Annotated in this window: 18 protein-coding genes; 8 read left to right on the top strand and 10 right to left on the bottom strand. The window is 68.0% G+C overall.

The genetic code is table 11. From position 1 onward, the window contains the following. Positions 1–7 precede the first annotated feature (7 nt). Positions 8–1,357 carry an Hsp20/alpha crystallin family protein gene (locus Q664_RS52590; protein WP_052518594.1) on the bottom strand — a complete coding sequence of 450 codons (1,350 nt, stop codon included), beginning with the start codon at positions 1,355–1,357 and terminating at the stop codon, positions 8–10. A 35-nt stretch (positions 1,358–1,392) separates the two neighbouring features. Next, entirely contained in the window at positions 1,393–2,322 is a 930-nt protein-coding gene (locus Q664_RS24090; RefSeq protein WP_052518593.1) for a sterol desaturase family protein, read from the bottom strand. A gap of 108 nt (positions 2,323–2,430) precedes the next feature. Here Q664_RS24090 and Q664_RS52585 point away from each other — a divergent pair, with 108 nt between their 5' ends. Together Q664_RS52585 and kaiC are read left to right on the top strand one after the other, a co-directional pair. Then, complete coding sequence (locus Q664_RS52585) at positions 2,431–3,126, top strand: response regulator (RefSeq protein WP_052518592.1); 696 nt, start codon at positions 2,431–2,433, stop codon at positions 3,124–3,126. Further along, positions 3,123–4,544: a circadian clock protein KaiC gene (gene kaiC, locus Q664_RS24075; RefSeq protein WP_043400132.1), complete on the top strand. Its 1,422-nt coding sequence runs from the start codon at positions 3,123–3,125 to the stop codon at positions 4,542–4,544. The genes Q664_RS52585 and kaiC overlap by 4 nt, the downstream gene beginning before the upstream one ends. Positions 4,545–4,604: 60 nt before the next feature. Here kaiC and Q664_RS24070 read toward each other — a convergent pair whose 3' ends face one another. The 5 genes from Q664_RS24070 to Q664_RS24050 all read right to left on the bottom strand — a co-directional run bounded on the left by Q664_RS24070 (position 4,605) and on the right by Q664_RS24050 (position 7,531). Beyond that, entirely contained in the window at positions 4,605–4,787 is a 183-nt protein-coding gene (locus tag Q664_RS24070) for a hypothetical protein (protein ID WP_043400129.1), read from the bottom strand. A gap of 231 nt (positions 4,788–5,018) precedes the next feature. Further along, the gene (locus Q664_RS24065) at positions 5,019–5,222 is read right to left on the bottom strand and encodes a cold-shock protein (protein ID WP_043400126.1); all 204 of its coding nucleotides are present in this window, start codon (positions 5,220–5,222) and stop codon (positions 5,019–5,021) included. A 209-nt stretch (positions 5,223–5,431) separates the two neighbouring features. Beyond that, complete coding sequence (locus Q664_RS59280) at positions 5,432–5,704, bottom strand: hypothetical protein (RefSeq protein WP_043400123.1); 273 nt, start codon at positions 5,702–5,704, stop codon at positions 5,432–5,434. Next, positions 5,665–6,036, bottom strand: a complete 372-nt coding sequence (locus tag Q664_RS24055) for a solute carrier family 23 protein (RefSeq protein WP_043400120.1) — start codon at positions 6,034–6,036, stop codon at positions 5,665–5,667. The genes Q664_RS59280 and Q664_RS24055 overlap by 40 nt, the downstream gene beginning before the upstream one ends. Before the next feature lie 202 nt (positions 6,037–6,238). Next, positions 6,239–7,531 carry a discoidin domain-containing protein gene (locus tag Q664_RS24050; RefSeq protein ID WP_235216852.1) on the bottom strand — a complete coding sequence of 431 codons (1,293 nt, stop codon included), beginning with the start codon at positions 7,529–7,531 and terminating at the stop codon, positions 6,239–6,241. A 432-nt stretch (positions 7,532–7,963) separates the two neighbouring features. Between Q664_RS24050 and Q664_RS24045 the strand changes: the two genes are divergently transcribed. Then, a complete protein-coding gene (locus Q664_RS24045) occupies positions 7,964–8,602 on the top strand; it encodes a hypothetical protein (protein WP_052518591.1) in 639 nt (212 codons plus the stop codon). Between the two features lie 27 nt (positions 8,603–8,629). On the opposite strand, the gene treZ is transcribed toward Q664_RS24045, so the two are convergent. Then, the gene (gene treZ, locus Q664_RS24040) at positions 8,630–10,477 is read right to left on the bottom strand and encodes a malto-oligosyltrehalose trehalohydrolase (RefSeq protein WP_043400117.1); all 1,848 of its coding nucleotides are present in this window, start codon (positions 10,475–10,477) and stop codon (positions 8,630–8,632) included. Positions 10,478–10,662: 185 nt separating this feature from the next. Here treZ and Q664_RS24035 point away from each other — a divergent pair, with 185 nt between their 5' ends. From Q664_RS24035 to Q664_RS24025, 3 genes are all read left to right on the top strand, one after another. Continuing rightward, positions 10,663–11,805, top strand: a complete 1,143-nt coding sequence (locus Q664_RS24035; RefSeq protein ID WP_043400113.1) for an AAA family ATPase — start codon at positions 10,663–10,665, stop codon at positions 11,803–11,805. A gap of 199 nt (positions 11,806–12,004) precedes the next feature. Then, the gene (locus Q664_RS55050) at positions 12,005–13,357 is read left to right on the top strand and encodes an AAA family ATPase (RefSeq protein WP_075207494.1); all 1,353 of its coding nucleotides are present in this window, start codon (positions 12,005–12,007) and stop codon (positions 13,355–13,357) included. After that, a complete protein-coding gene (locus Q664_RS24025; RefSeq protein WP_043400106.1) occupies positions 13,354–14,166 on the top strand; it encodes an HNH endonuclease in 813 nt (270 codons plus the stop codon). Before Q664_RS55050 ends, Q664_RS24025 begins: the two co-directional genes overlap by 4 nt. A gap of 23 nt (positions 14,167–14,189) precedes the next feature. Here the strand turns inward: Q664_RS24025 and Q664_RS52575 are convergent, their stop codons facing one another. Together Q664_RS52575 and Q664_RS24015 are read right to left on the bottom strand one after the other, a co-directional pair. Beyond that, positions 14,190–15,053, bottom strand: a complete 864-nt coding sequence (locus Q664_RS52575; RefSeq protein ID WP_052518589.1) for a type VI immunity family protein — start codon at positions 15,051–15,053, stop codon at positions 14,190–14,192. Positions 15,054–15,501: 448 nt separating this feature from the next. After that, complete coding sequence (locus tag Q664_RS24015; RefSeq protein ID WP_043400103.1) at positions 15,502–16,650, bottom strand: pyridoxal phosphate-dependent aminotransferase; 1,149 nt, start codon at positions 16,648–16,650, stop codon at positions 15,502–15,504. 73 nt (positions 16,651–16,723) lie between these two features. On the opposite strand from Q664_RS24015, the gene Q664_RS24010 reads away from it, so the two are divergent. Together Q664_RS24010 and Q664_RS24005 are read left to right on the top strand one after the other, a co-directional pair. Beyond that, the gene (locus tag Q664_RS24010) at positions 16,724–17,902 is read left to right on the top strand and encodes a hypothetical protein (RefSeq protein WP_043400100.1); all 1,179 of its coding nucleotides are present in this window, start codon (positions 16,724–16,726) and stop codon (positions 17,900–17,902) included. A gap of 32 nt (positions 17,903–17,934) precedes the next feature. Next, positions 17,935–18,921 (top strand): HEAT repeat domain-containing protein, encoded by a 987-nt coding sequence (locus tag Q664_RS24005; RefSeq protein ID WP_235216851.1) that lies wholly within the window; start codon positions 17,935–17,937, stop codon positions 18,919–18,921. Positions 18,922–18,934: the final 13 nt, after the last annotated feature.

The following is an 18,934-nucleotide window of genomic DNA, read 5'->3' as shown; positions in this document are numbered from 1 at the left end:
CGGGCACTCAGTCCGCCGCGGTCCAGTTCCTCAGGCGGGAGGGCAATTCCTCCTCGCTCAGGGCGCGCAGGACCATGTCCATCTCCTGCTTCTCCAGGGTCAGGGTGCCCAGGAGGAGCGAGGCCCCGGCGGCGGCCACGCGCAGGGCCTGGGCGAGCGTGTACACGGTCTCGGCCCAGGCCTCGGCGGCCTCACCGGGGAGCTGCTGATGTCCGGCGTTCCGGAACTCCTCGGGCCTGGGCTCCTGCGGCTGCGTCGCGCCCCAGCGGGCGAGCTCCAGGGCTTCCTGCATGCGGAGCACGCGCTGCTGGAGCTCGAGCTGGCTCTCCTTGCGCCGCGTCCGCACCTGCCACCGCTCCAGGAAGGGCCCCCCCTCGGAGGGGTACTCGCGCCAGACGTCGAACCCGGCGAACTCCACGAACCGCCGCACCGCCTCCATCACCTGCCGCTGCACGGCGGGCTCTCCGTCGCGCAGGGAGACCTCCACGGGCAGGTGCTGGTGGAGCGGCAGCTGGGCGATCCGCAGCCCGCATCCGAGCGCCAGCCAGAAGCCATCCATCTCGTTCCGGAGGGTCTGGTGCTGCTCACGAAGCTCCTCCAATTCACCGCGGAGCTGCTGGAGGGGCTCCTGCGGGGGCGGCCTGGCGGAACGCCCCAGCATCTTCCGGGGGCGCGAGGTGGCTCCGCCCGCCGGCAGCGTCACGGACAGCACGCCCTCCTTGAAGGAGGCCTCGATCCGATCGCCGTCCATGCCCTCGGGCAGCAGGAGGGTGCGGGAGAACGAGCCCGCGCGCCGGCCGGACAGGAGATAGCGCCGGAGCGGCTCCAACTCCCTCCGCCCCCGCAGGGTCAGCGTCCGCCCCTCGAAGCGCATGTCGATCGCCCCCTGGGGAACGCCCGGCAGGTCCGCCAGCAGCATCAGCCCGCTCCCCGTATCCAGGACGTCGATGAGCGGCCACGGTCCCGGCTCCGGCAGGGACTCCGTGTCCAGCTCCTCCTGGCGCCCCCGCTTCGCGAAGCGGATGGAGAGGACCCCGTCACGGTAGCCCGCGTCGGGATCCTCCGAGAGCTCCCGGGGAAGAATCAGCTCCCGCTTGAAGGGACCGAACTGGCGCTCCGCCACCAGCAGCCGCCCCTCCACCTCGGGGGGATTTCGGATGCCCTCGAGCACCAGGTGTGTGCCAGCGAAGGTCAGCTCGATGTCCCTCTGGACCAGCCCCGGCAGCTCCACCTCGAACAGGAGCTGGTCAGCGGTCTCGGACACATCCGTGGCGGGCCCCCAGCGGCCCTGACGCCATTGCACCTCGTGGACATCCGCTCCCGTACGCCATGAGCTGAGATCGATGCTCTCCGGCATGGAAATCCCCTCCTCCCCCCTCTCTTACCCCAAGGCTACGCGGCGGTCGCTGGCGCGGGCGCCTGGGCCACCGCGGCCCGCTGCTTCCCGGCCGCGGCCTCGCGCCGCATGTCCTCGGTGGTCTCGCTGTTGCCATCCGGCCGCCAGCCCGGAGGCGCGAAGAAATAGCCCAGCACCTCGCGCGCGCTCCGCGCATTCCACACGTCCCGCAGGAACGGGCCGAACTGATGCAGAGCGATCTTGAACGGGTTGTACGTGGTCAGCGGATGCACCAGTCCGTACCGGCAGGGCACCTCGTCCCGCTCGGGAATGTAGGTGCCGAACAGCCGGTCGAAGATGACGAGCACCCCACCGTAGTTGGCATCCAGGTACTCGAGGTTCGCCGCGTGGTGGACGCGATGCGCCGACGGCGTGTTGAGGATGCCCTCGAGCGGGCCCAGCTTGGGGAACCAGTCCGCGTGAATCCAGAACTGGTAGGAGAGGTTCAGGCTGTAGGCGGTGAGGATGGACTCGGGCGTGAAGCCGAGCAGGGCCAGCGGCGTGAAGATGGCGTAGGCGCCGGTGAGCTTGCTCGTCCAGCCGAGCCGGGCCACCGTGGTCAGGTTGAGCTGGTTGGGCGTGTGGTGCACCGCGTGCGAGAGCCAGAACCAGCGCGTGCGGTGACCCAGCCGGTGGTACCAGTAGTAGAGGAACTCCACGCCGAAGAACAGGATGACCCACGAGGCCACGCCCAGGCTCGAGGCATCGAAGAGCCGGTGCTGGTGGAGCCAGTACGCCCCCGGCAGCGCGAACGCCACGGGCACGAGCAGGTTGACGGACCGGCCCACCGACACCGCGAGGGAGGCCAGGCCCGAGCGCCAGTCGTACGAACGTTTGAAGACGAACGTCAGCAGCAGCGCTTCCAGGAGGGCCGCCGACAAGGAGAGGAGACCGATATACCGGGACGCAGCATGGAGCTCACCCATCTGGAACCTCCTGCGGGCAGCCCTAACACCGCCCCCGGATGGACAGCAAGCGACAGGTCCGCTCCGTTCTCGGACGGCGCATGAAGCGGGCCGGTTATCATCTCCCTCATGAGCCGAGACGTGCTGTGCGTGGATGATGACGAGGTCACCCGCTACCTCCTCAAGCGAGCGCTCGAGCTCGCGGGGTTCGCCGTCACCACGGCGCAGGGGACGGCGGAGGGGCTGGAGCTGCTGAAACAGCGCCGGTTCCACCTGGTCATCAGCGACTACAACATGCCGGACGGAACGGGGACGTGGATGCTGAGGCAGGCCGCTTCCGCCGGCTTGCTGCGAGACACGCAAGTGTTGATCTTCACGGGCAGCCCGCACGTGGAAGACGCCGCGGGCGTGCAGGTCGTCGCCAAGGAGCGGGGGACGGACCACATCGTGGCCCAGGTGCTGAAGCTGCTGGGACCCGAGCCCGGGCAGCCCCAGGGCCGAGCTCCTCCACCTTCCGTCCCGCAGGAGAGGGTCATGGCACGTATCGAGCTGGTGCTCTACACGGCGGGCCCTTCCCCCGCGTCCCTGCGCGCACTCCGGCAGATGAAGAGCCTGCTCGCCCGATACGACTCCGCCCAGGTGGACTTCAAGGTCGTCGATCTGGCGCGGGGCAGACCCTCCTCGGCCGAGGAAGACCACATCCTGCTCACGCCGACGCTGGTCCAGCGCAATCCCCTGCCGCGCACCTGGGTGGTGGGTGACCTGGAAGACACCACACTCATTGAGGACTTGCTGGAGCATTCCGGGGTAGAGCGAAGGGAATGAGCACCATCCAGAAGCTGCCCACCGGTGTCCCGGGACTCGACATCATCACGCATGGCGGTATCCCCCAGGGCCGGGCGACGCTCATCACCGGCCGGAGTGGCGCGGGCAAGAGCATCCTGTCGCTGCAGAGCGCTTGCAATCTGGCTCGCTCGGGCGTCAAGACGATCATCGCCTCCATCGAGGAGTCGGCCGAGGATCTGCTCTCCACCGCGGACACCCTCGACTTCGGACTGGCGGACCTGGTGAAGGAGGGGAAGGTGATCCTCACCGACCTCACGCGGCCCATGGAGGGGCCCACGCACGTCAGCGGGGACTTCGACGTGGAGGGGCTCATCCACCTCATCACCGACCTGGTGAAGAAGAGCGGGGCCACCGGGGTGGTGTTGGACTCGGTGACGGCCCTCTTCAGCCCCAAGCCCACGGATGCGCACCTGCGCAGCCAGTTCTTCCGGCTCGTCGCGGCCTTCCGGCAGTTGGGGCTCACCTCCATCCTGACCGCGGAGGCGCCCTCGGACTACGGGCAGCTCACCACGCTGGGCGTGGAGGACTTCGTGTGTGACACGGTCCTCATCCTGCGCAACCTCGTGGATGGAGAGCGCCGCCGCCGGTCCATCGAGGTGCACAAGTACCGGCGCAGCCCGCACTACAAGGGCGAGTACCCCTGCACCATGACGATGCAGGGCCTCACCGTCTTCCCCCTGGATGCCCGGCAGAGCGGGGAGCTGAGCGAGGACGAGCGCTTTCCCAGCGGCGTGAAGGGGCTGGACGAGATGACGCGCGGCGGGTGGCTGCGCGACTCCATCGTGCTGGTGCGCGGGCCCTCGGGCAGCGGCAAGACGACGCTCGCCGGCATGTACGCCCGGGCCGGTGCGACGCGAGGCGAGCGCGTCATCTACTACGGCTTCGAGGAGACCAAGCCCATCCTGCTGCGCAACTTCGCCAAGGTGGGCCTGTCCCTGAAGGAGCTCGAGGCCTCGGGCAACCTCCGGGTGGAGTGCCGCTATCCGGAGGCGACCAGCCCGGAGGATCTCCTGGTGGAGCTGCGCGCGGGGCTGGCGAACTTCAAGCCCTCGCTCATCGTCGTGGACAGCATCTCCTCCATCGAGCACTCCACCTCGGAGCGGGGCTTCCGTCAGTTCATGGTCGGGCTCTCCTCGCTCATCCGCGAGCACAGCCGCAGCGCCCTGCTCACGCAGACCATCGGCACCTTCACCCGGGACGATGCCGCGGCGCCCTACCTGTCCACCATTCCCGATGCCATCCTGGTGATGGACTACGCGCGCAAGCCGGAGGGCCTGGAGCGGACGATGACGGTGCTCAAGATGCGGGGCTCCCAGCACTCCTCCGCCGAGCACCGGATGAACATCGTGCCCGGTGGGCTCCAGGTGGAGCCCAGCGGCAAGGGCACCCCGGAATAGAAAAGGGGACACCGTCCGGAAGTCTCCGGAGAGGTGTCCCCCTGACTGTCGGGAGCGGGCTCACATGTCCAGCGGCGGCTGGGGCCCCGGGACGATGTGGGCGATGTCCGGATCCACACCGCCCACCGCGCGGTCGGGACGCTCGGCCTTCTCGCGCTTGCGCTCCTCGCGCTTCACCTGCTTGTCCTGATTGCGCTGCTGACGCGCTCGCTCTTTCTGTCGCTTGATGAATGTGACCGTCATAGGACTCCACGGAAGAGAGTGAGACCCAGACCCGTTCCCTTCCCGGGAGCGGGCCCATGCCTACAGGGTGCTGAAATGCCTTGAATCGGCTCACCGGGCACGGAACGTGCCACCAGCGGGAGCATTCAAATTAAGCACCTGGGGCGGGAGATGCCACTCCTCGTGCCCCGGAATGAAAAGGGCCTGGCCTCGCGAGGAGACCAGGCCCGGTGCCGGTCCTGACGGCGCGTCTCAGCAGGGACGGACGTTCTGCGCCTGCAGGCCCTTGGGGCCGCGGGCGACGTCGAACTCGACCTTCTGCCCTTCCTGCAGGGAGCGGAAGCCATCGGACTGGATCGCGCTGTGGTGGCAGAAGAGGTCCTCGCCCCCGCCGTCCTGCGTGATGAATCCGAAGCCCTTCGCGTCGTTGAACCACTTCACGGTACCGATTGCCATTTACTCGTCTTCTTTCTTGTCCGGCCTCAGTGAGTTGAGCCGGAGGCCGCACCCAAGTGAGGGGCGGCCATTGCCGTGTGTCACGTTTCGAGGCGCGTGACCAGGGGGCCCCCTCCGAATGTCTCCGGAATGTGGCCCCCGTGACTGGCGGCTGGGGAGGTAACCCGGGGTCCCGGACGTCCATTCCCCGGGCCTTCTTCCCCTCGGAATCAGGCGCCGCCGCCCGTGGCGTAGTGCAGGACCAGCAGCACCGCCAGTACGTACAACACCGGGTGCGCCTCGCGCGGGCGCCCCGACAGCAGCTTCAACGCGGCGTACGACACGATGCCCGCGCTGATGCCGTTGGCGATGGAGTACGTGAAGGGCATCAGCGCGATGGTGAGGAACGCCGGCAGCGCATCATCCATCCGGTTCCACTCCAGCTCGCGCGCCCCGCTCATCATCAAGGCGCCCACCACCACCAACACGGGCGCCGTCGCCACTGGAGGAATGGCCGCCAGCCCGTGCTCGTCCCGAACGCCGCGCCCGCCATCGTCCCCACCGCGTCCGCCATGAAGCCCCGGCCCGCGCCTGTCAGCTCTCCGTTCGGCTTCAGGAAGCCACCGATGCGCCCCATGCCCAGCAGCGAGCCCGCCGTGTCGAACACGTCCACGAACAGGAACGCCAGCACCACCGTGAGGAACTTGCCCATCAGCACCCGCGGGAAGTCGAACGCCCAGAGTTGCACCAGCGTGGCCGGGCTGTCCGTCACCCACCCCGCGTTCCTCAGGCCGATGAGCGCCAGGAACAGCCCGATGCCCGTGGTGGTGGCCATCTTGATGGGCCCGGGAATGGCCCGCGCGCAGCTCCGTCCCCACGGACGAGCCCCGCTCACGAATGTGGAAGAGACGCTCGAGTGCTTCCATGGAGCGCCGGTATAGACGCCCCGCCCCACGCCAGACATGAAAAAGGCGCGGGGAGTGTGGCTCCCCGCGCCCGATGCTTCACGGCTTCACGCCTGCTGGGTGAAGCGATGACTACTCGGCGATCTCACGAACGCTCAGCCACTTGAAGTCCACGTCCGAGGCGCTGTCCCAGCGGAACGTGGCCAGCGGGCCGCCCCAGGTGATGGGCATGGCGTCCACGGAGCCACCGCAGTGGGTGGAGTCGCCGCCAATCTGGCCGGAGTCCGTGATGTCGTAGACCTGCTTCCACGTCACCTTGTCCGCGTTCTCGTTGAGCCACAGCTCCAGCTTCACCGCGGGCTTCCCGTTGTAGAGGACGTTCTTCATGATGGACTTGAAGCCCACCCAGCGGCCCTTGAGCGCGGAGGTGCCCGTCTTGTAGGCCGTCTGGTCGTAGCTCACGTGCCAGGACTCCTTCTGCCAGCGCACGCGGCCGTCGTAGTGCAGGCTGCCCTTGTACGAGGAGCCCTCGCAGGCCAGGCCGTCATTGTGGCGGCCACCGCGCGCGTACCAGGCGAAGTTGTCGCTCGAGTCGCTGACGGCGTTCACCTTGATGAAGCCCGTCATCTCCACGTTCTTCCAGTCGTTGGCGGCCTGCATGTAGCCACGGCCCGCCAGCACGTCCCGGTCATACGTGGGAATCTTGTTCGAGTCGTAGCCCGTGGAGGTGAGCGCGTGCATGCGCACCTGGCTGCTCCTCATCTTCCAGGAGCCATCCGAGTTGCGGGTGATGGGGTCCTGCGGATCGAAGCGCGAGTCCTTCAGGGCATCGTCCTTGAGGAACCACGTCTCGCCGCCCGTCTTCGTCGGGTAGAGCATCTTCACGCCGAAGACGTCGCTGCCCGTCGCGGGCGGCGTCGTGGGCGGCGTGGGATCCGGAGTCGGCGTGGTGGTACCGCCGGTGATGGCGGCCATCTCGGAGATGCTCGCCCAGGTGTTCATCGTGGTGCCATTCACCGTCACGCGCACATAGCGGGCATTCCTGGCCGCGAAGGTGTAGCGCTCCAAGCCCGCCGTCTTCCCGGACGAGGTGCCGGAGAAGGCCTGCGTGTAGGTGGTGCCATCCGTGGACGTCTCGATGACGAACTTGCTGGAGCGCTCATTGCCGCGGTACCAGGCGATGTCCAGCGCGGAGAGGGACTTCACGGAGCCCATGTCTCCCCGGAGCCACTGGCCGATGCCATCCGCGGACCAGCGGGTGGTCTGGATCCCGTCGATGGCGTTGCCCGGCACGTTGCCGTCATGCGCCTTCGCGGTGGCGGAGATGAAGCCGCCAGCCGCCAACGCCGGAGCGGCGGAGAGGGCGAGGACGGAGACGAGTCCGAAGGCGGACAGCCGCATGCGGCGGGTAGAGAGTCGATTCACTGTGTCGCTTTCCTTCGTTGAGGGGAATCGGCGCGACCGGGGAATTTCCCGTGCACCTCATCCCGTGTGTTGGGCTCCAAACACTCGACTTCCCAATCAATTCCCTCAGATTTCTGAGGATTTTCAATGGGTTACGAGCGCAGCCCTCCCTGTGAGGTCACATCGGGCCGATGGACCTCCGAATCAGGGATACGGGCGTCCGGCCCGGTGGGGCCTCGCGCCGCTGCTTGCCCACCAACCTGACAGGTCGGTAGGAAGTGAGGGGTATAACAGGTCACATTCCGCGTGCCCACCCCCAGTCAGCCCCGGGGGCGTCGCACTGGCCGCCTGGAGGGAGGGCGCACGGGGAGGGTGAGCTTCCAGTCCTCACGGCTCGCGCCCAGTTTTCGACAGACCCCCCCGAAAGGGTGGGGGGAACAGGGAGGCAACACCATGAGCTTCAAGACGAAGTGGGGGCTCGGCGCGATCGCCGCGGCCACGCTGTTGGCCGTGCCCGCGTTGGCCCAGGACGACTACATCCCGGACGACGACATCACCCCGGAGGAGAGCATCTACGACGCGGGCCGCGGAGAGCGAGGCGGCCTCTTCAATGACCTCAACGTCGCCGTGTCGGGCGGCTTGAACACGTACACCGGTGACCTCGGTGACACCACGAACTCGGGTGGATTCCTCGGCGTGCAGGCCAACTCGCGGCCACTGCCGTTGTTGGGCGTGGAGCTCGGCTATGAGGGCTCGCGCAACGCGTTCGAGGACATCGACGGAGGCCTGTGGCGGCACAACGTGGGCGCGCTGGCCAAGGTGGGCCCGGAGCTGCTCGCCAATGGAAGCCTGCGGCCCTTCGTCGGCGCGGGCTTCGGCGTGAGTCTGCTCAACCCGAGCGACGACGGAGAGCTCCTCTTCGAAAACGACGTCGTCACCGAGGTGCCGTTGGCCGCGGGCGTGGACTACAAGTTCGGCGGCGTCACCGCTGGCGCGCGCGCCACCTACCGGCTGGTGGGCGGCGAGGACCTGGGACTGGCGCAGGACGGCAACATCGTCAACTTCGGTATCCAGTTGGGCGGCGCGTTCTGAGGCACACCGCCCTGGCTCCCGGGGGACTCAGTCCGTGAGCCGCACCACCACGGCCGCGGGTCCCTCGAGCCGCACTCCCCCGCTTCGCAGCGGTGCCTCGTGCACGGCGCCGCCGAAGCGGGGGGCTTCGGTCCACAGCACGAGCTCGGAGCGCCCGGGCAGCCGGTGCTCCAACGTCCCCCGCACATTGAGGATGACCTGGAGCGCGCCCCCGGGGCCGCGGCGCTCGAGCACCAGCCCGTGCTCACCGGTGGGCCGCGCGTCGAAGTGGCCCCGGCGGTTGTCCTTCAGACACGGGTCCGTGGCGCGCAGGCGCAGCAGTTCCCGGTAGAGGGCGAGCACTCCCGCGTGCTCCGGCTTCGCCGCCTCGTTCCAGTCGAGCTTCGAGCGCGTGAAGGTCTCCACGGCCTGTGGGTCTGGCACCGTATCGCCGGAGAAGCGCGTGAAGCCGGCGAACTCCTTGCGCCGCCCCTCCGTCACCAGCTTGCCCAGTTCGGCGTTGTGGTCCGTGAAGTAGAGGAAGGGGGTGCTCGCGTTCCACTCCTGCCCCATGAAGAGCAGCGGCGTGTAGGGCGACAGCAGCAGCAGCGCGCTCATCGCGCGGAAGGCGGCCGGGGAGACGTCCGCGCCCAGCCGCTCGCCATGCGCCCGGTTGCCCACTTGATCATGGTTCTGGATGCAGTGCACGAGCTGCCAGGGTCGCGCCTCCTGCGCGGGCGTGCCCCGCGCGTGGCCGGCCACCTGGGACACCTGCCCCTCGTAGAACCAGCCCTGCCGCAGCGTGCGGGCCAGGTCCTCCATGTTGCCGGTGTAGTCGCGGTAGTAGCCCTCGTTGTCCCCGGCGAAGGCGCGGCGCATCTGGTGGTGGAAGTCGTCCGCCCAGACGCCGTCCAGTCCGTAGCCGCCCTTCTCCCTCGGGCGCACCAGGCGCGTGTCGTTGCGCTCGTCCTCGGCGATGACGACCACCCGGCGGCCAGGAGCCGAGGCCCGGGCACACTCGGCGATCTCCGTGAGCAGGTGCGGTGAGCCGTCGTCGACGATGGCGTGGGCCGCGTCCAGGCGCAGCCCGTCCGCGTGGTAGTCGCGGATCCACATCTCCACGTTGGAGAGCACCAGGTGGCGCACCACCGCGGAGCCCTCGCCGTCGTAGTTGACGGCATCCCCCCAGGGCGTGTGGTGGCGGCCGGTGAAGTAGTGCGGCGAGTAGCAGCGCAGGTAGTTCCCGTCCGGCCCGAAGTGGTTGTAGACGGCGTCGATGAGCACCGCGAGCCCCTCGGCATGGGCGGCGTCGATGAGGCGCCGCAGGCCCTGGGGTCCGCCATAGGCGGCGAGCGGAGCGAAGAGGTCCACCCCGTCGTAGCCCCAGTTGCGCACGCCCGGGAAGCTGGCCAGCGGCATCAGCTCCAGCGTGGTGACGCCCAGCTCCTTGAAGGAGCGCAGCCGGGGGATGAGGGCCTCGAAGGTGCCCTCGGGCGTGGCGGTGCCCACGTGCACCTCGTAGAGGACCTGGGCTTCCGGGTCCGGCCCCTTCCACGCGGCGTCCGTCCAGGCGAAGTCGGGCACCACCACCTCGGAGGGGCCGTGCACACCCTCCGGCTGTGAACGGCTCCAGGGGTCCGGGAAGGGGCCCTCTCCGTCCACCCGCAGCTTGTAGCGCACGCCCGGGCCCGCTCCGGCGAGGGTCGCGGAGAAGAAGCCGCCTCCCTCGTCCACCAGGGGCACCGAGTCGCCCGGCTGCTGGCCGTCCCGCTCATACAGCACCACCCGCACCTCGCGGTGTCCGGGAGCCCAGACACGCCACCGCACCCCCACCCCCGGCTCCACCCAGGCGCCCAGGCGAGGCGCCTGCCCTCGCGCGTTCTGTACCTTTTCCATGCCCCCCTACTTATCCACCCTCACGCCAGAGAGAGGTGTCTCGTGGGGCAATAGGGGGTAGAGATGTTCACTGGTGGCCCGCCTCGGGCGTTGGATGCCCCCTCCGAGAGCGGGCGGGCACTGGCGTGGAGAGCAGGCAACGCTTGTCCAGTGCTGTCCCGAACCGGAAAGATGCCGTCCATTCCATGAGCCCACGTCCCGACCACCTGCAGGCCCTCCCCTTCGAGCGCAGCGACTCCGTTCGCGAGCGCGTCGCCGCGTTGGAGGTGCTCTCTCCCCGTGAGATCGACCAACGTCTCTCCGAGCTGGGCTACAGGGGCCAGCAGGAGGCCCGGCGCGCGGCGTCGGTGCTCACCTACCGGCACCTGCAGCGGCTGCGGCGCATCCACCTGGAGGGGCTCGCCCCCGAACCGGGGACGCGGGAGAACTGTCTGTTCCTGGGGCCCACGGGCAGCGGGAAGACGTTCCTGGTGGAGCTGCTCTTCAAGGAGATTCTGGGGGTGCCCACCGTCATCGTGGACGCCACGCAGTTCTCCGAGACGGGCTACGTGGGCGACGACGTGACGACGATGCTCTCGCGCCTGTACGAGGCGGCGGGAGGGGACGCGGCGTGGGCGGCCTGCGGGGCCATCTGCATGGACGAGTTCGACAAGCTCGCCACCAGCCGCTCCGATGCCCGCTTCGCCGGACAGCAGACCACCAAGGACGTGAGCGGATTTGGCGTGCAGCGCAGCCTGCTCAACCTGTTGAGCGCGCCGCGGGCGGACTTCCCACCGGACTTCGGCTTCACCAGCCGCACGCCGCCCATGCCGTTGGAGCTGTCGGCGCTGACCTTCATCGCCTGCGGGGCCTTCAGCGGCCTGAAGCACACGGCGGAGGAGCTGGGCGGCCACAAGGAGCGGATGGGCTTCGGGCGCGAGACGGGCAAGCGCGAGACGGCCATCGCGGAGAAGGTGACGGACGATCAGCTCGAGCAGACGACGGCCTTCGCGCGCTACGGCTTCATTCCGGAGCTGATTGGGCGGTTCAGCCGCATCGTCTCCTTCTCGCCGCTGGACGCGAAGACGCTGGGAAACATCCTCGAGGACAACGTGCTGCGCGCGTATGAGCGCGAGTTCGCCCACGAGGGGCTGACGCTGGTGGTGGAGCCGGCCGTGCGCGAGTGGGTGGTGGCGCGGGCGCTCAAGCGCGAGACGGGAGCCCGTGGTCTGCGCGCCGCCCTGGTGCCACAGTTGGAGCGCGCCGCGTACGACCACTTCGGCGAGCCGGAGGTGTCCACCGTGCGCCTGGTGCTCGACGGCGAGCAGGTGCGCACCGTCACGGACTGAGCGGGCCCGGCGCTCGAGCAGGCACGGAGTCCAGGGCCGGCATCCCCTCTCCCTCTGGGAGAGGGCCAGGGTGAGGGTCTTCCCCGCCCTACCCGTCCGTCGCCGCTCCAGTCCGGTGTCGGATATCGGCGCTCCGTGAGCATGCCGTGGCTATGATGCCCCGAGAGAGTGCGGCCCTTCCGGTCCGGCTCGGGACATCATGTACCTCCTCGACATCAACATCTCCGGCCTCAAGTTGCTGCGCGACTTCCGCCTCTCGATTCGGGACGAGCAAGGTCGGCCGCGAATGTGGACAGTTTTCATCGGCGAGAACGGGCTCTGCAAGACGAGCATCCTGCAAGCCATCGCGCTGGCGGCGAGTGGCTTTCTACGGGCCAATCAACTCGCGGATGTACCCTCATTGCATGATCGGAGATCAGATGAGGCCACGAATATTTTTGCCGAATTCACCTTCGGCTCAGCTCAACATTCACAACGGATATACCCAGGGCTGAACGAGCGGCTCGTTGACACTCCCACCATTATTTCGAGTCTAAGAATTTTCCCTAGACACCATGTCATCAGGGGCTCTTCCTATTATCGGAAGATCAATACTGAACTCGGGAACAAGGGCCCAGGTGGATCAGATCCTATCGAGGACGCGCGAGCACGCAATCTGCCGCGTTGGTTCATAGCGGGCTACGGAACATCTCGATTGCTGCCACGTCCCTTTGCGAGTGACAAAGCAGAGGATCCCATCCTGAGTAGGCTCAACTCGCTGTTCGACCGCGGCCGAATCATCGGGACTGGCTTCGCGGATTTGCTCGATAACCCCAGTGAGTTCTCGCGAGCACTGCGCGCTGCGCTTGTGGACAGCCAACTCCTCCCACGCGCCACGGACATCGACCTGAAAGGAAGTGGCGAAACGAAGTCTCCAAGCGACCTTGTCGAGAAACACAGTTTCGAACTCAAGGTCGGCACTGAGACATTGAGGCTACCTGCCACCTGGCTCTCGCAGGGATACCAGAGCACCATCGCCTGGGTCGCCGACATCATCGGCCAGATGTTCTGGGAGAACGGTGGACCCATCCCGCTCTCCGAGATGGAGGGGCTGGTGCTCATCGACGAGATTGATCTGCACCTGCACCCCAAGTGGCAGCTCGGCCTCATCCCCACCCTCAAGCGAGTCTTCCCCAAACTCCAGTTCATCGTGACGACGCACTCGCCCATGATCCTGCCCGGACTGTCCCGCGAAGAGGTTGTCATCCTGGGCACCGACAAGGAGGGCAACGTCATCGCCCACGAAAGCCCGGAGTCTCCCTCCCTGCTCACGGGCAGTGAGATCTACCGAACCTTCTTCGGCATCGATCGGCTCCACCCCACAGACCTCGGCAAGGATCTCCAGCGCTACAGCTTCCTTATCGCGGACCCCCTCCGGAGCGACGAGGAAGACAAGGAGATGCGCGACATCCGGGAGCGCCTCGCCGCAGCGGGCGTCGACCCCGGATGGGAACCCGTCCCGCGCATCCAGGAACCACCGGAGCAGACGACCGTGAGTGAAGAGCCGTCATGATCCGCATCCATCGAGGCGTGGAACCTGCGGAACTCGCGGCCGCCAGGGCCACCGAACTCCAGAGAGTCCAGACCATCGCAGCCACGCGCCGACCAGTCCAGGAAGACCTCGGCAGGAAGTACGAGATCGCCCACCAAGCGCTCTGGAACGCCCAGCGCTACAAGTGCTGTTATTGCGAGAGCCGGGAACAATCGAAGCGTAACGACGTCGAGCACTTCCGGCCCAAGGCTCGAGCGGACCGGCGACCCGGCATCAGCGTGGATCATGGATATTGGTGGCTCACCTGGACGTGGGAGAACCTCCTCTTTTCCTGCCGCAACTGCAATCAAGCGCCCGCCAAACTCGACAAGTTCCCACTCGCCGAAGGCAGTGCGGTGCTGCTGGTAGGCCAACATCCACCGGGCCAGGAGCGACCGCTGCTCATCGATCCCGCAACGGAATCAGGCATCGAGCACATCCAGTTCGTCCGGATGCCCCACGGCCCCACGACAACCGGCAAGTGGTATCCCCGACCTCGCAACGGAAGCCGCAAGGGAGCCGTGACCATCAAGGTCTGCATGCTGGATCGGCCCGATCTGCTCGACTTGTACGGTGATTATGTCGAGCGGAACGTCAAGCCGAGAACCGACGATATCCGAACAGCCCTCCAAGAAGGCCGCATTGCAGATGCTCGCCGCGAGTGGTCGCGCGCGCTGCTGACCTTGCTCAATCCGCGTCAGGAATACGTCGGGCTTTCTCACGACGCGCTCGACCACTTCATCCCCACCGTGGTCCGCAAGAGACATCAGCTCGAGCTCCGCCTCCCCTGAAGCTGAATCACTCCTCTGGAGTCTCAATCGAGGAAGCGGCGCCACCATCGCCGTGCCTCGTGCGCGGTGAGACGGAGTGACGAGTACCGGGGCTGCTCGACAGGCGCCGTTCGCGGCAGGAAGAGCGGCTCAAGCCATGGCTCCAGCACATGGGCGAGCTCGCGGTATGCGGGAAGGGTCTTTCCGGTGGCGAGCTCCCCCGCCTCTGGCCGATCCCCTGTCGAGACAACGACGCGCTCCTCGTCGAACTCCACCACGGAGGTCTCGGCTGAGCACAGCCGGGAACGTAGGGCACCAACACCGCCGAGCTGAGTCAGCACAGGGAAGCCCAGGAAGTTGAGCCAGTGGACTCCATCCACCCGAAGGCCCACGTGCTCTTCGTGCCGCCAGGCAGCCCGAAGGTCGATGCCAGGGTAGCGCATGGCTTCGGCGCGAAAGGTGTCGTCCGTGAGCCGAAGACCTCGATAGAGGTGAAGCGCCAGACCCGCATGCCCGGAGGCGAAGAGCAACTGGGTGGCCATGTCGAGGGCCAATTGGCGCCCCCAGGCAGGCCCGTGCTCCTCGAGATATTCCATGGGGAGCGTCGCCGTGAGCACGCTCACGAGCGTCTCCTGGGGAGCGGGCCGCCACGGAATGCGAGCCTTGTACTCGAGCTCATGGCCATTCCGGCCGTCAGGACCTCCCGTGAGGAGAAGACCCCTCTCGAAGCCTCTCTTCTCGATCTGGACCTGCTCCGTTTCACTGTAGTCCGCGGGAAAGGACCAGCGCTTCGTATTCCCCAGCAGCCCGCGAACCAGACCCCACTCCTCCACCGTCAATCGCGAACCTTCGTGATGGTTGTAGTGGACGAACTGGATGGTCCCGGGCCCCTCCCCCACCGCGCGCATGTAGACGTCCCATCGCGTGGATCACGCCCGGGGAAAGCTCGGGGTGGTCATGCGGCATGTAGAAGGCGATGCGGAACACCTCGCGCGCGAGCAACTGCCGGCGCTGGCGCGGTAGCCCTCCGCCCTGGAGCTGCCAGGAAGCTGGCGAAACACCACGAAGGCGAAGACGTGGGTAATCCTTCGGCATCCACTATCCCCCAAGAGGCTTGAGCCCATCCGGTGTCACGAGGACGACCCGGCAACTCTTGGAGAGGTACTTGTAGCCTTCCAATTGCCGGGCGCAGCCAAAGAAAAACGCGGTACCGGTGTGGTAACCGGCACCGCGCGTCCATCCAGGTCCCGGGGAGCCACCTCGAGTGCCCCCCTGGCTCGGCACGGCTCCGCTCAGCCGCGGTACTGGTGGATGGACATGATGGAATTCTCGGAAACGGGTACGGGAAAGTTGCGTCTACCGGCGCAGAATCCCGGCCAGCACCTCCACCCCCCGCAGCACCACCTCGGGCGGCGAGCAGGTGAAGCACAGCCGGATGTGGTGGGGAAACGGTCCGAAGCTGGGCCCCGGGGACACCAGCAGGTTGCGCTCGACGCACCGCTCCAGCAGCCCCGGCAGGCCCCGCTCGTCCAGGTGCGCGGAGACGTCCAGGAAGAGGAAGGTGCTGCCCTCCGGAGGCGGAACCCCCAGGCGCGCGGCCGCCTTCCTCCCCGTGTCGCGGTAGCTCGCGGAGGCCATGGCCACCCAGGCCTCCCCCGGCCCTCGCAACACGCGCTCCCCGGCCAACTGCGCGGCCGTCGGCGCACTGTAGAAGGAGTGGGTGCTCACCTTGCGCAGCTGCGCCACGGCGTCCTCGGGCCCCACCACGTAGCCACACCGGTTGCCCGCCATGCCGTAGCCCTTGCTGAAGGAATACGAGGAGAGCGTCCGCTCCGGCGCCAGCGCGCGCGCGTACGTGTGCTCGCCCTCGTACACGTAGTCCTCGTACACCTCGTCCGAGAGCAGCCACAGCCCCTCGCGCCGGGCCAGCTCCGCCAGCGCCTCCACCCACACGCGCGGCAGCACCCGCCCCGAGGGGTTGTTGGGCGTGTTGAGGTAGAGCGCCACGCTTCGCTCCGTGAGCCGCTCGCGCACCGCCGCCACCAGCGCCTCCGGACCGTCACAGTCCAGGAAGGGCACCGGCACCGGCCTGCCGTGGAACGCCGTGACGATGCCGGAAATCAGCGGCCAGTAGGGCGCGAGGAGGAGCACCTCCTCTCCCGGCGCCACCAGCCCGCCGATGATCGCCCCCAGCGCGCCCGTGGCCCCCGTGGTGACGAGCACCTGTGAGCGCTCCGTGGCCACGCCCGTCTTCGCCCGCACCCGCTCGACGATCGCCTCCAGCAGCCCCGGCATCCCCTGCACCGGCGCGTAGCGGTGCATCCCGGGGTGCTCCGCCACCCGGAAGTCCTCCATCCGGCAGCCCTCGGGCGGCTCCATCCACGTGTCCCCCACGTGCAGCGGGTACACCTCTCCCGTTCTGCTCGCCAGCCGCTCCGCCAGCGCGGAGTACAGCGAGCTCGACATGCCCGAGACCGAGGGGGCGTAGCTGGGATGACGCGGCATGACTCTCCTCACTCCCTGAGAAATTCTTGAAGTCCAATCATTTCTCGTGATACCAGGAATACCCGTTCACACCATGCAACGTCCATCCATCAAGGCCGCCGCACTGTTCGGCGCACTGTTACTCATTGTCCTCGGAGCGGCACTGGTCTCGCGCGGCTCCGGTCCGGCGGGAGAGGGGGCCTCGGACTCCGTGGCCACCCCGGAAGCGTCCGCCGGGAAGGCACGGGGCGCCACCGGCTCCGCCAACGCCGCGGGCTCTGGCCAACCCCAGGAGGCCACGCCGAAGGAAGACGTGCTGCCCATGCCGGGGTGCTGGGAGGGGGTGGGCGAGTTCGACAAGGACACCTCGCTCGACAACTTCCGCCAGGCGCTGGCCTCGGCCGTGGGCGCGGGGGACCGGGAGCTCGCGCAGTACCTCCAGGAGCGCCTCACGGAGCTGATTGGCGGAGACACCCGCCGGGCCCTCCAGGTGCTCGACTGGGCGGAGAAGTCGCAGCAGCCGGAGCTGGGCGTGTTCATGGAGGCGCTCAAGGACGCCGCCGCCGTGCATGATCCGAAGGTGGTGGAGCGCCTGCTGAAGATGGGCGAGGACCCGGGCGCGCAGCTCGTCAACCGCGCCGCGGCGCTGGACACGCTCGAGTCGCAGAAGAGCCTGTCGGCGGCCAACATCCAGCGGCTCAAGGCGGTGGCGATGGACGTGTCCACGGACTCGGCGGGCTGGGTGGCCACGCGCACGCTCGGCCGGGTGATGAAGGAGGACTACGAGCGCACCGGCAACTTCGCTCCGTATTGGAAGGAGCTGATGGACATCGGCGAGAAGTCCGAGGACATGGCCGTGCGCCTGCTCGCGCTGGAGATGCCGTCCTACTCCAACCCCATCATCGGCGGGGACTCCATCGAGCGGCTGAGCACCATCATGCGGAAGGACAAGGAACGCGACGTGCGCGAGATGGCGGCCTTCCGGCTCGCCGTCACCGAGACGCCGGAGAAGGCGCTCGAGGCCTACCGCACCGCCTTCCCGGCCGAGCAGGACGAGTGCGTGCGCTGGGCCATCTTCCGCTTCGCCGTGCGCGCGGGTGGAGCCCAGGCGCTGCCGCTGCTCGCGCAGATGGCCGCGCAGGATCCGCGCTTCCTGCAGGACTACCAGGACTTCCAGAAGCTCTACGCCTCGGGCGCGGTGGACTTCGTCCGCATCTGGCTGGGCAAGGAAGAGCGCCACCAGTGCCTCGTCGAGGAAGGAGCGCCGCACTGATGAGCCCCCACTCCCGCGAAGGAATGACTCGCATGAACCGCCCTTCCCGCTGGCGCGTGGCGCTGCTCGCCTCGGCGGCCTGGCTGCTGCCCGTCACCGCTTCCGCCGCTGGGAACGAGCCGCCCCTGCGCGCGACGACGTGCTCCTTCACCGGCATGCTGGACGAGCTGCGCGCGGCACTGAAGACGGGCTCGCCGGCCTACCGCAAGTACGTGAAGGAGCGGCTGAAGATGGCCGCCCGCGTGATGCCGGCCGAGGAGCTGCTCGCCGCCGTGCAGCGGGAGCGCGACCCCGACGTGCTGGAGGCCCTGGGTGGAGCGGTGGCGGGCAAGGCCAGCTTCAGCGAGGACGCCTCCCTCCTCCAGCCCCTGCTGGCGCGCGCGGCGAGTGACTCGGACCCGGCCCTGCGCGCCGCGGCGGTGCGCGGGCTGAAGGGGATCGGCTCCGTGGACGCCATGGGCAAGAACGGCAACGTGGTGACGTACGAGCAGCTCATCCGCGACAGCGCGCCCGAGGTGCGCCAGGCGGTGGTGGAGAACCTCGTCCACGAGAACGCCAAGGTGTACTTCGGCCACGACCAGACGGTGTCCGAGACGGCCGTGGCCACGGCCCTGGCCTCCAGGGACCCCGAGGCGGCCGCGAAGCTGCTGTCCGAGGTCTCCATGGAGCAGGTGGGCCACGAGACGGTGGAGAAGCTGCGCGGCAACCTGCGCACGGACCACCCGGGCCTGCGCGCGGCCTCGGCCACGGCGCTCGGCGGAGTCCCCGGCGCGGAGGCGGCCAGCACGCGCCGCTCGCTCGTGGACCTCTACCGCACGGACAAGGACCCCGCGGTGCGCAAGGCGGCGCTGCAGGGCATCGCCCGGCTGGGCATGGGCGGCGCGAGCACCACGCTCGAGTCGCTGCGGGGTGTGGCCCCGGGGATGGACGCGGAGATCGACGCCTGGCAGTCCGCGCTCAGGCTGGGCCTGCAGGAGTGGCACCTGGTGCTCCGCGAGAAGGAGCGCATCCGCGAGTAACGGGGGGAAGGCA

Origin of the sequence: Archangium violaceum Cb vi76, from assembly GCF_000733295.1 — a bacterium.
GTDB classification, from domain to species: Bacteria; Myxococcota; Myxococcia; order Myxococcales; family Myxococcaceae; genus Archangium; species Archangium violaceum.
This window is presented reverse-complemented; position numbering and strand designations above follow the sequence as displayed.

Coding starts and splice junctions, on each gene's coding strand:
- Q664_RS24090 (WP_052518593.1), bottom strand. CDS start 2,322: ATGGGTGAGCTCCATGCTGCGTCCCGGTATATCGGTCTCCTCTCCTTG.
- Q664_RS24010 (WP_043400100.1), top strand. CDS start 16,724: ATGCAACGTCCATCCATCAAGGCCGCCGCACTGTTCGGCGCACTGTTA.
- Q664_RS52590 (WP_052518594.1), bottom strand. CDS start 1,357: ATGCCGGAGAGCATCGATCTCAGCTCATGGCGTACGGGAGCGGATGTC.
- Q664_RS24025 (WP_043400106.1), top strand. CDS start 13,354: ATGATCCGCATCCATCGAGGCGTGGAACCTGCGGAACTCGCGGCCGCC.
- Q664_RS24035 (WP_043400113.1), top strand. CDS start 10,663: ATGAGCCCACGTCCCGACCACCTGCAGGCCCTCCCCTTCGAGCGCAGC.
- Q664_RS24015 (WP_043400103.1), bottom strand. CDS start 16,650: ATGCCGCGTCATCCCAGCTACGCCCCCTCGGTCTCGGGCATGTCGAGC.
- treZ (WP_043400117.1), bottom strand. CDS start 10,477: ATGGAAAAGGTACAGAACGCGCGAGGGCAGGCGCCTCGCCTGGGCGCC.
- Q664_RS52575 (WP_052518589.1), bottom strand. CDS start 15,053: ATGCGCGCGGTGGGGGAGGGGCCCGGGACCATCCAGTTCGTCCACTAC.
- kaiC (WP_043400132.1), top strand. CDS start 3,123: ATGAGCACCATCCAGAAGCTGCCCACCGGTGTCCCGGGACTCGACATC.
- Q664_RS55050 (WP_075207494.1), top strand. CDS start 12,005: ATGTACCTCCTCGACATCAACATCTCCGGCCTCAAGTTGCTGCGCGAC.
- Q664_RS52585 (WP_052518592.1), top strand. CDS start 2,431: ATGAGCCGAGACGTGCTGTGCGTGGATGATGACGAGGTCACCCGCTAC.
- Q664_RS24005 (WP_235216851.1), top strand. CDS start 17,935: ATGAACCGCCCTTCCCGCTGGCGCGTGGCGCTGCTCGCCTCGGCGGCC.
- Q664_RS24070 (WP_043400129.1), bottom strand. CDS start 4,787: ATGACGGTCACATTCATCAAGCGACAGAAAGAGCGAGCGCGTCAGCAG.
- Q664_RS24065 (WP_043400126.1), bottom strand. CDS start 5,222: ATGGCAATCGGTACCGTGAAGTGGTTCAACGACGCGAAGGGCTTCGGA.
- Q664_RS24055 (WP_043400120.1), bottom strand. CDS start 6,036: ATGGCCACCACCACGGGCATCGGGCTGTTCCTGGCGCTCATCGGCCTG.
- Q664_RS24045 (WP_052518591.1), top strand. CDS start 7,964: ATGAGCTTCAAGACGAAGTGGGGGCTCGGCGCGATCGCCGCGGCCACG.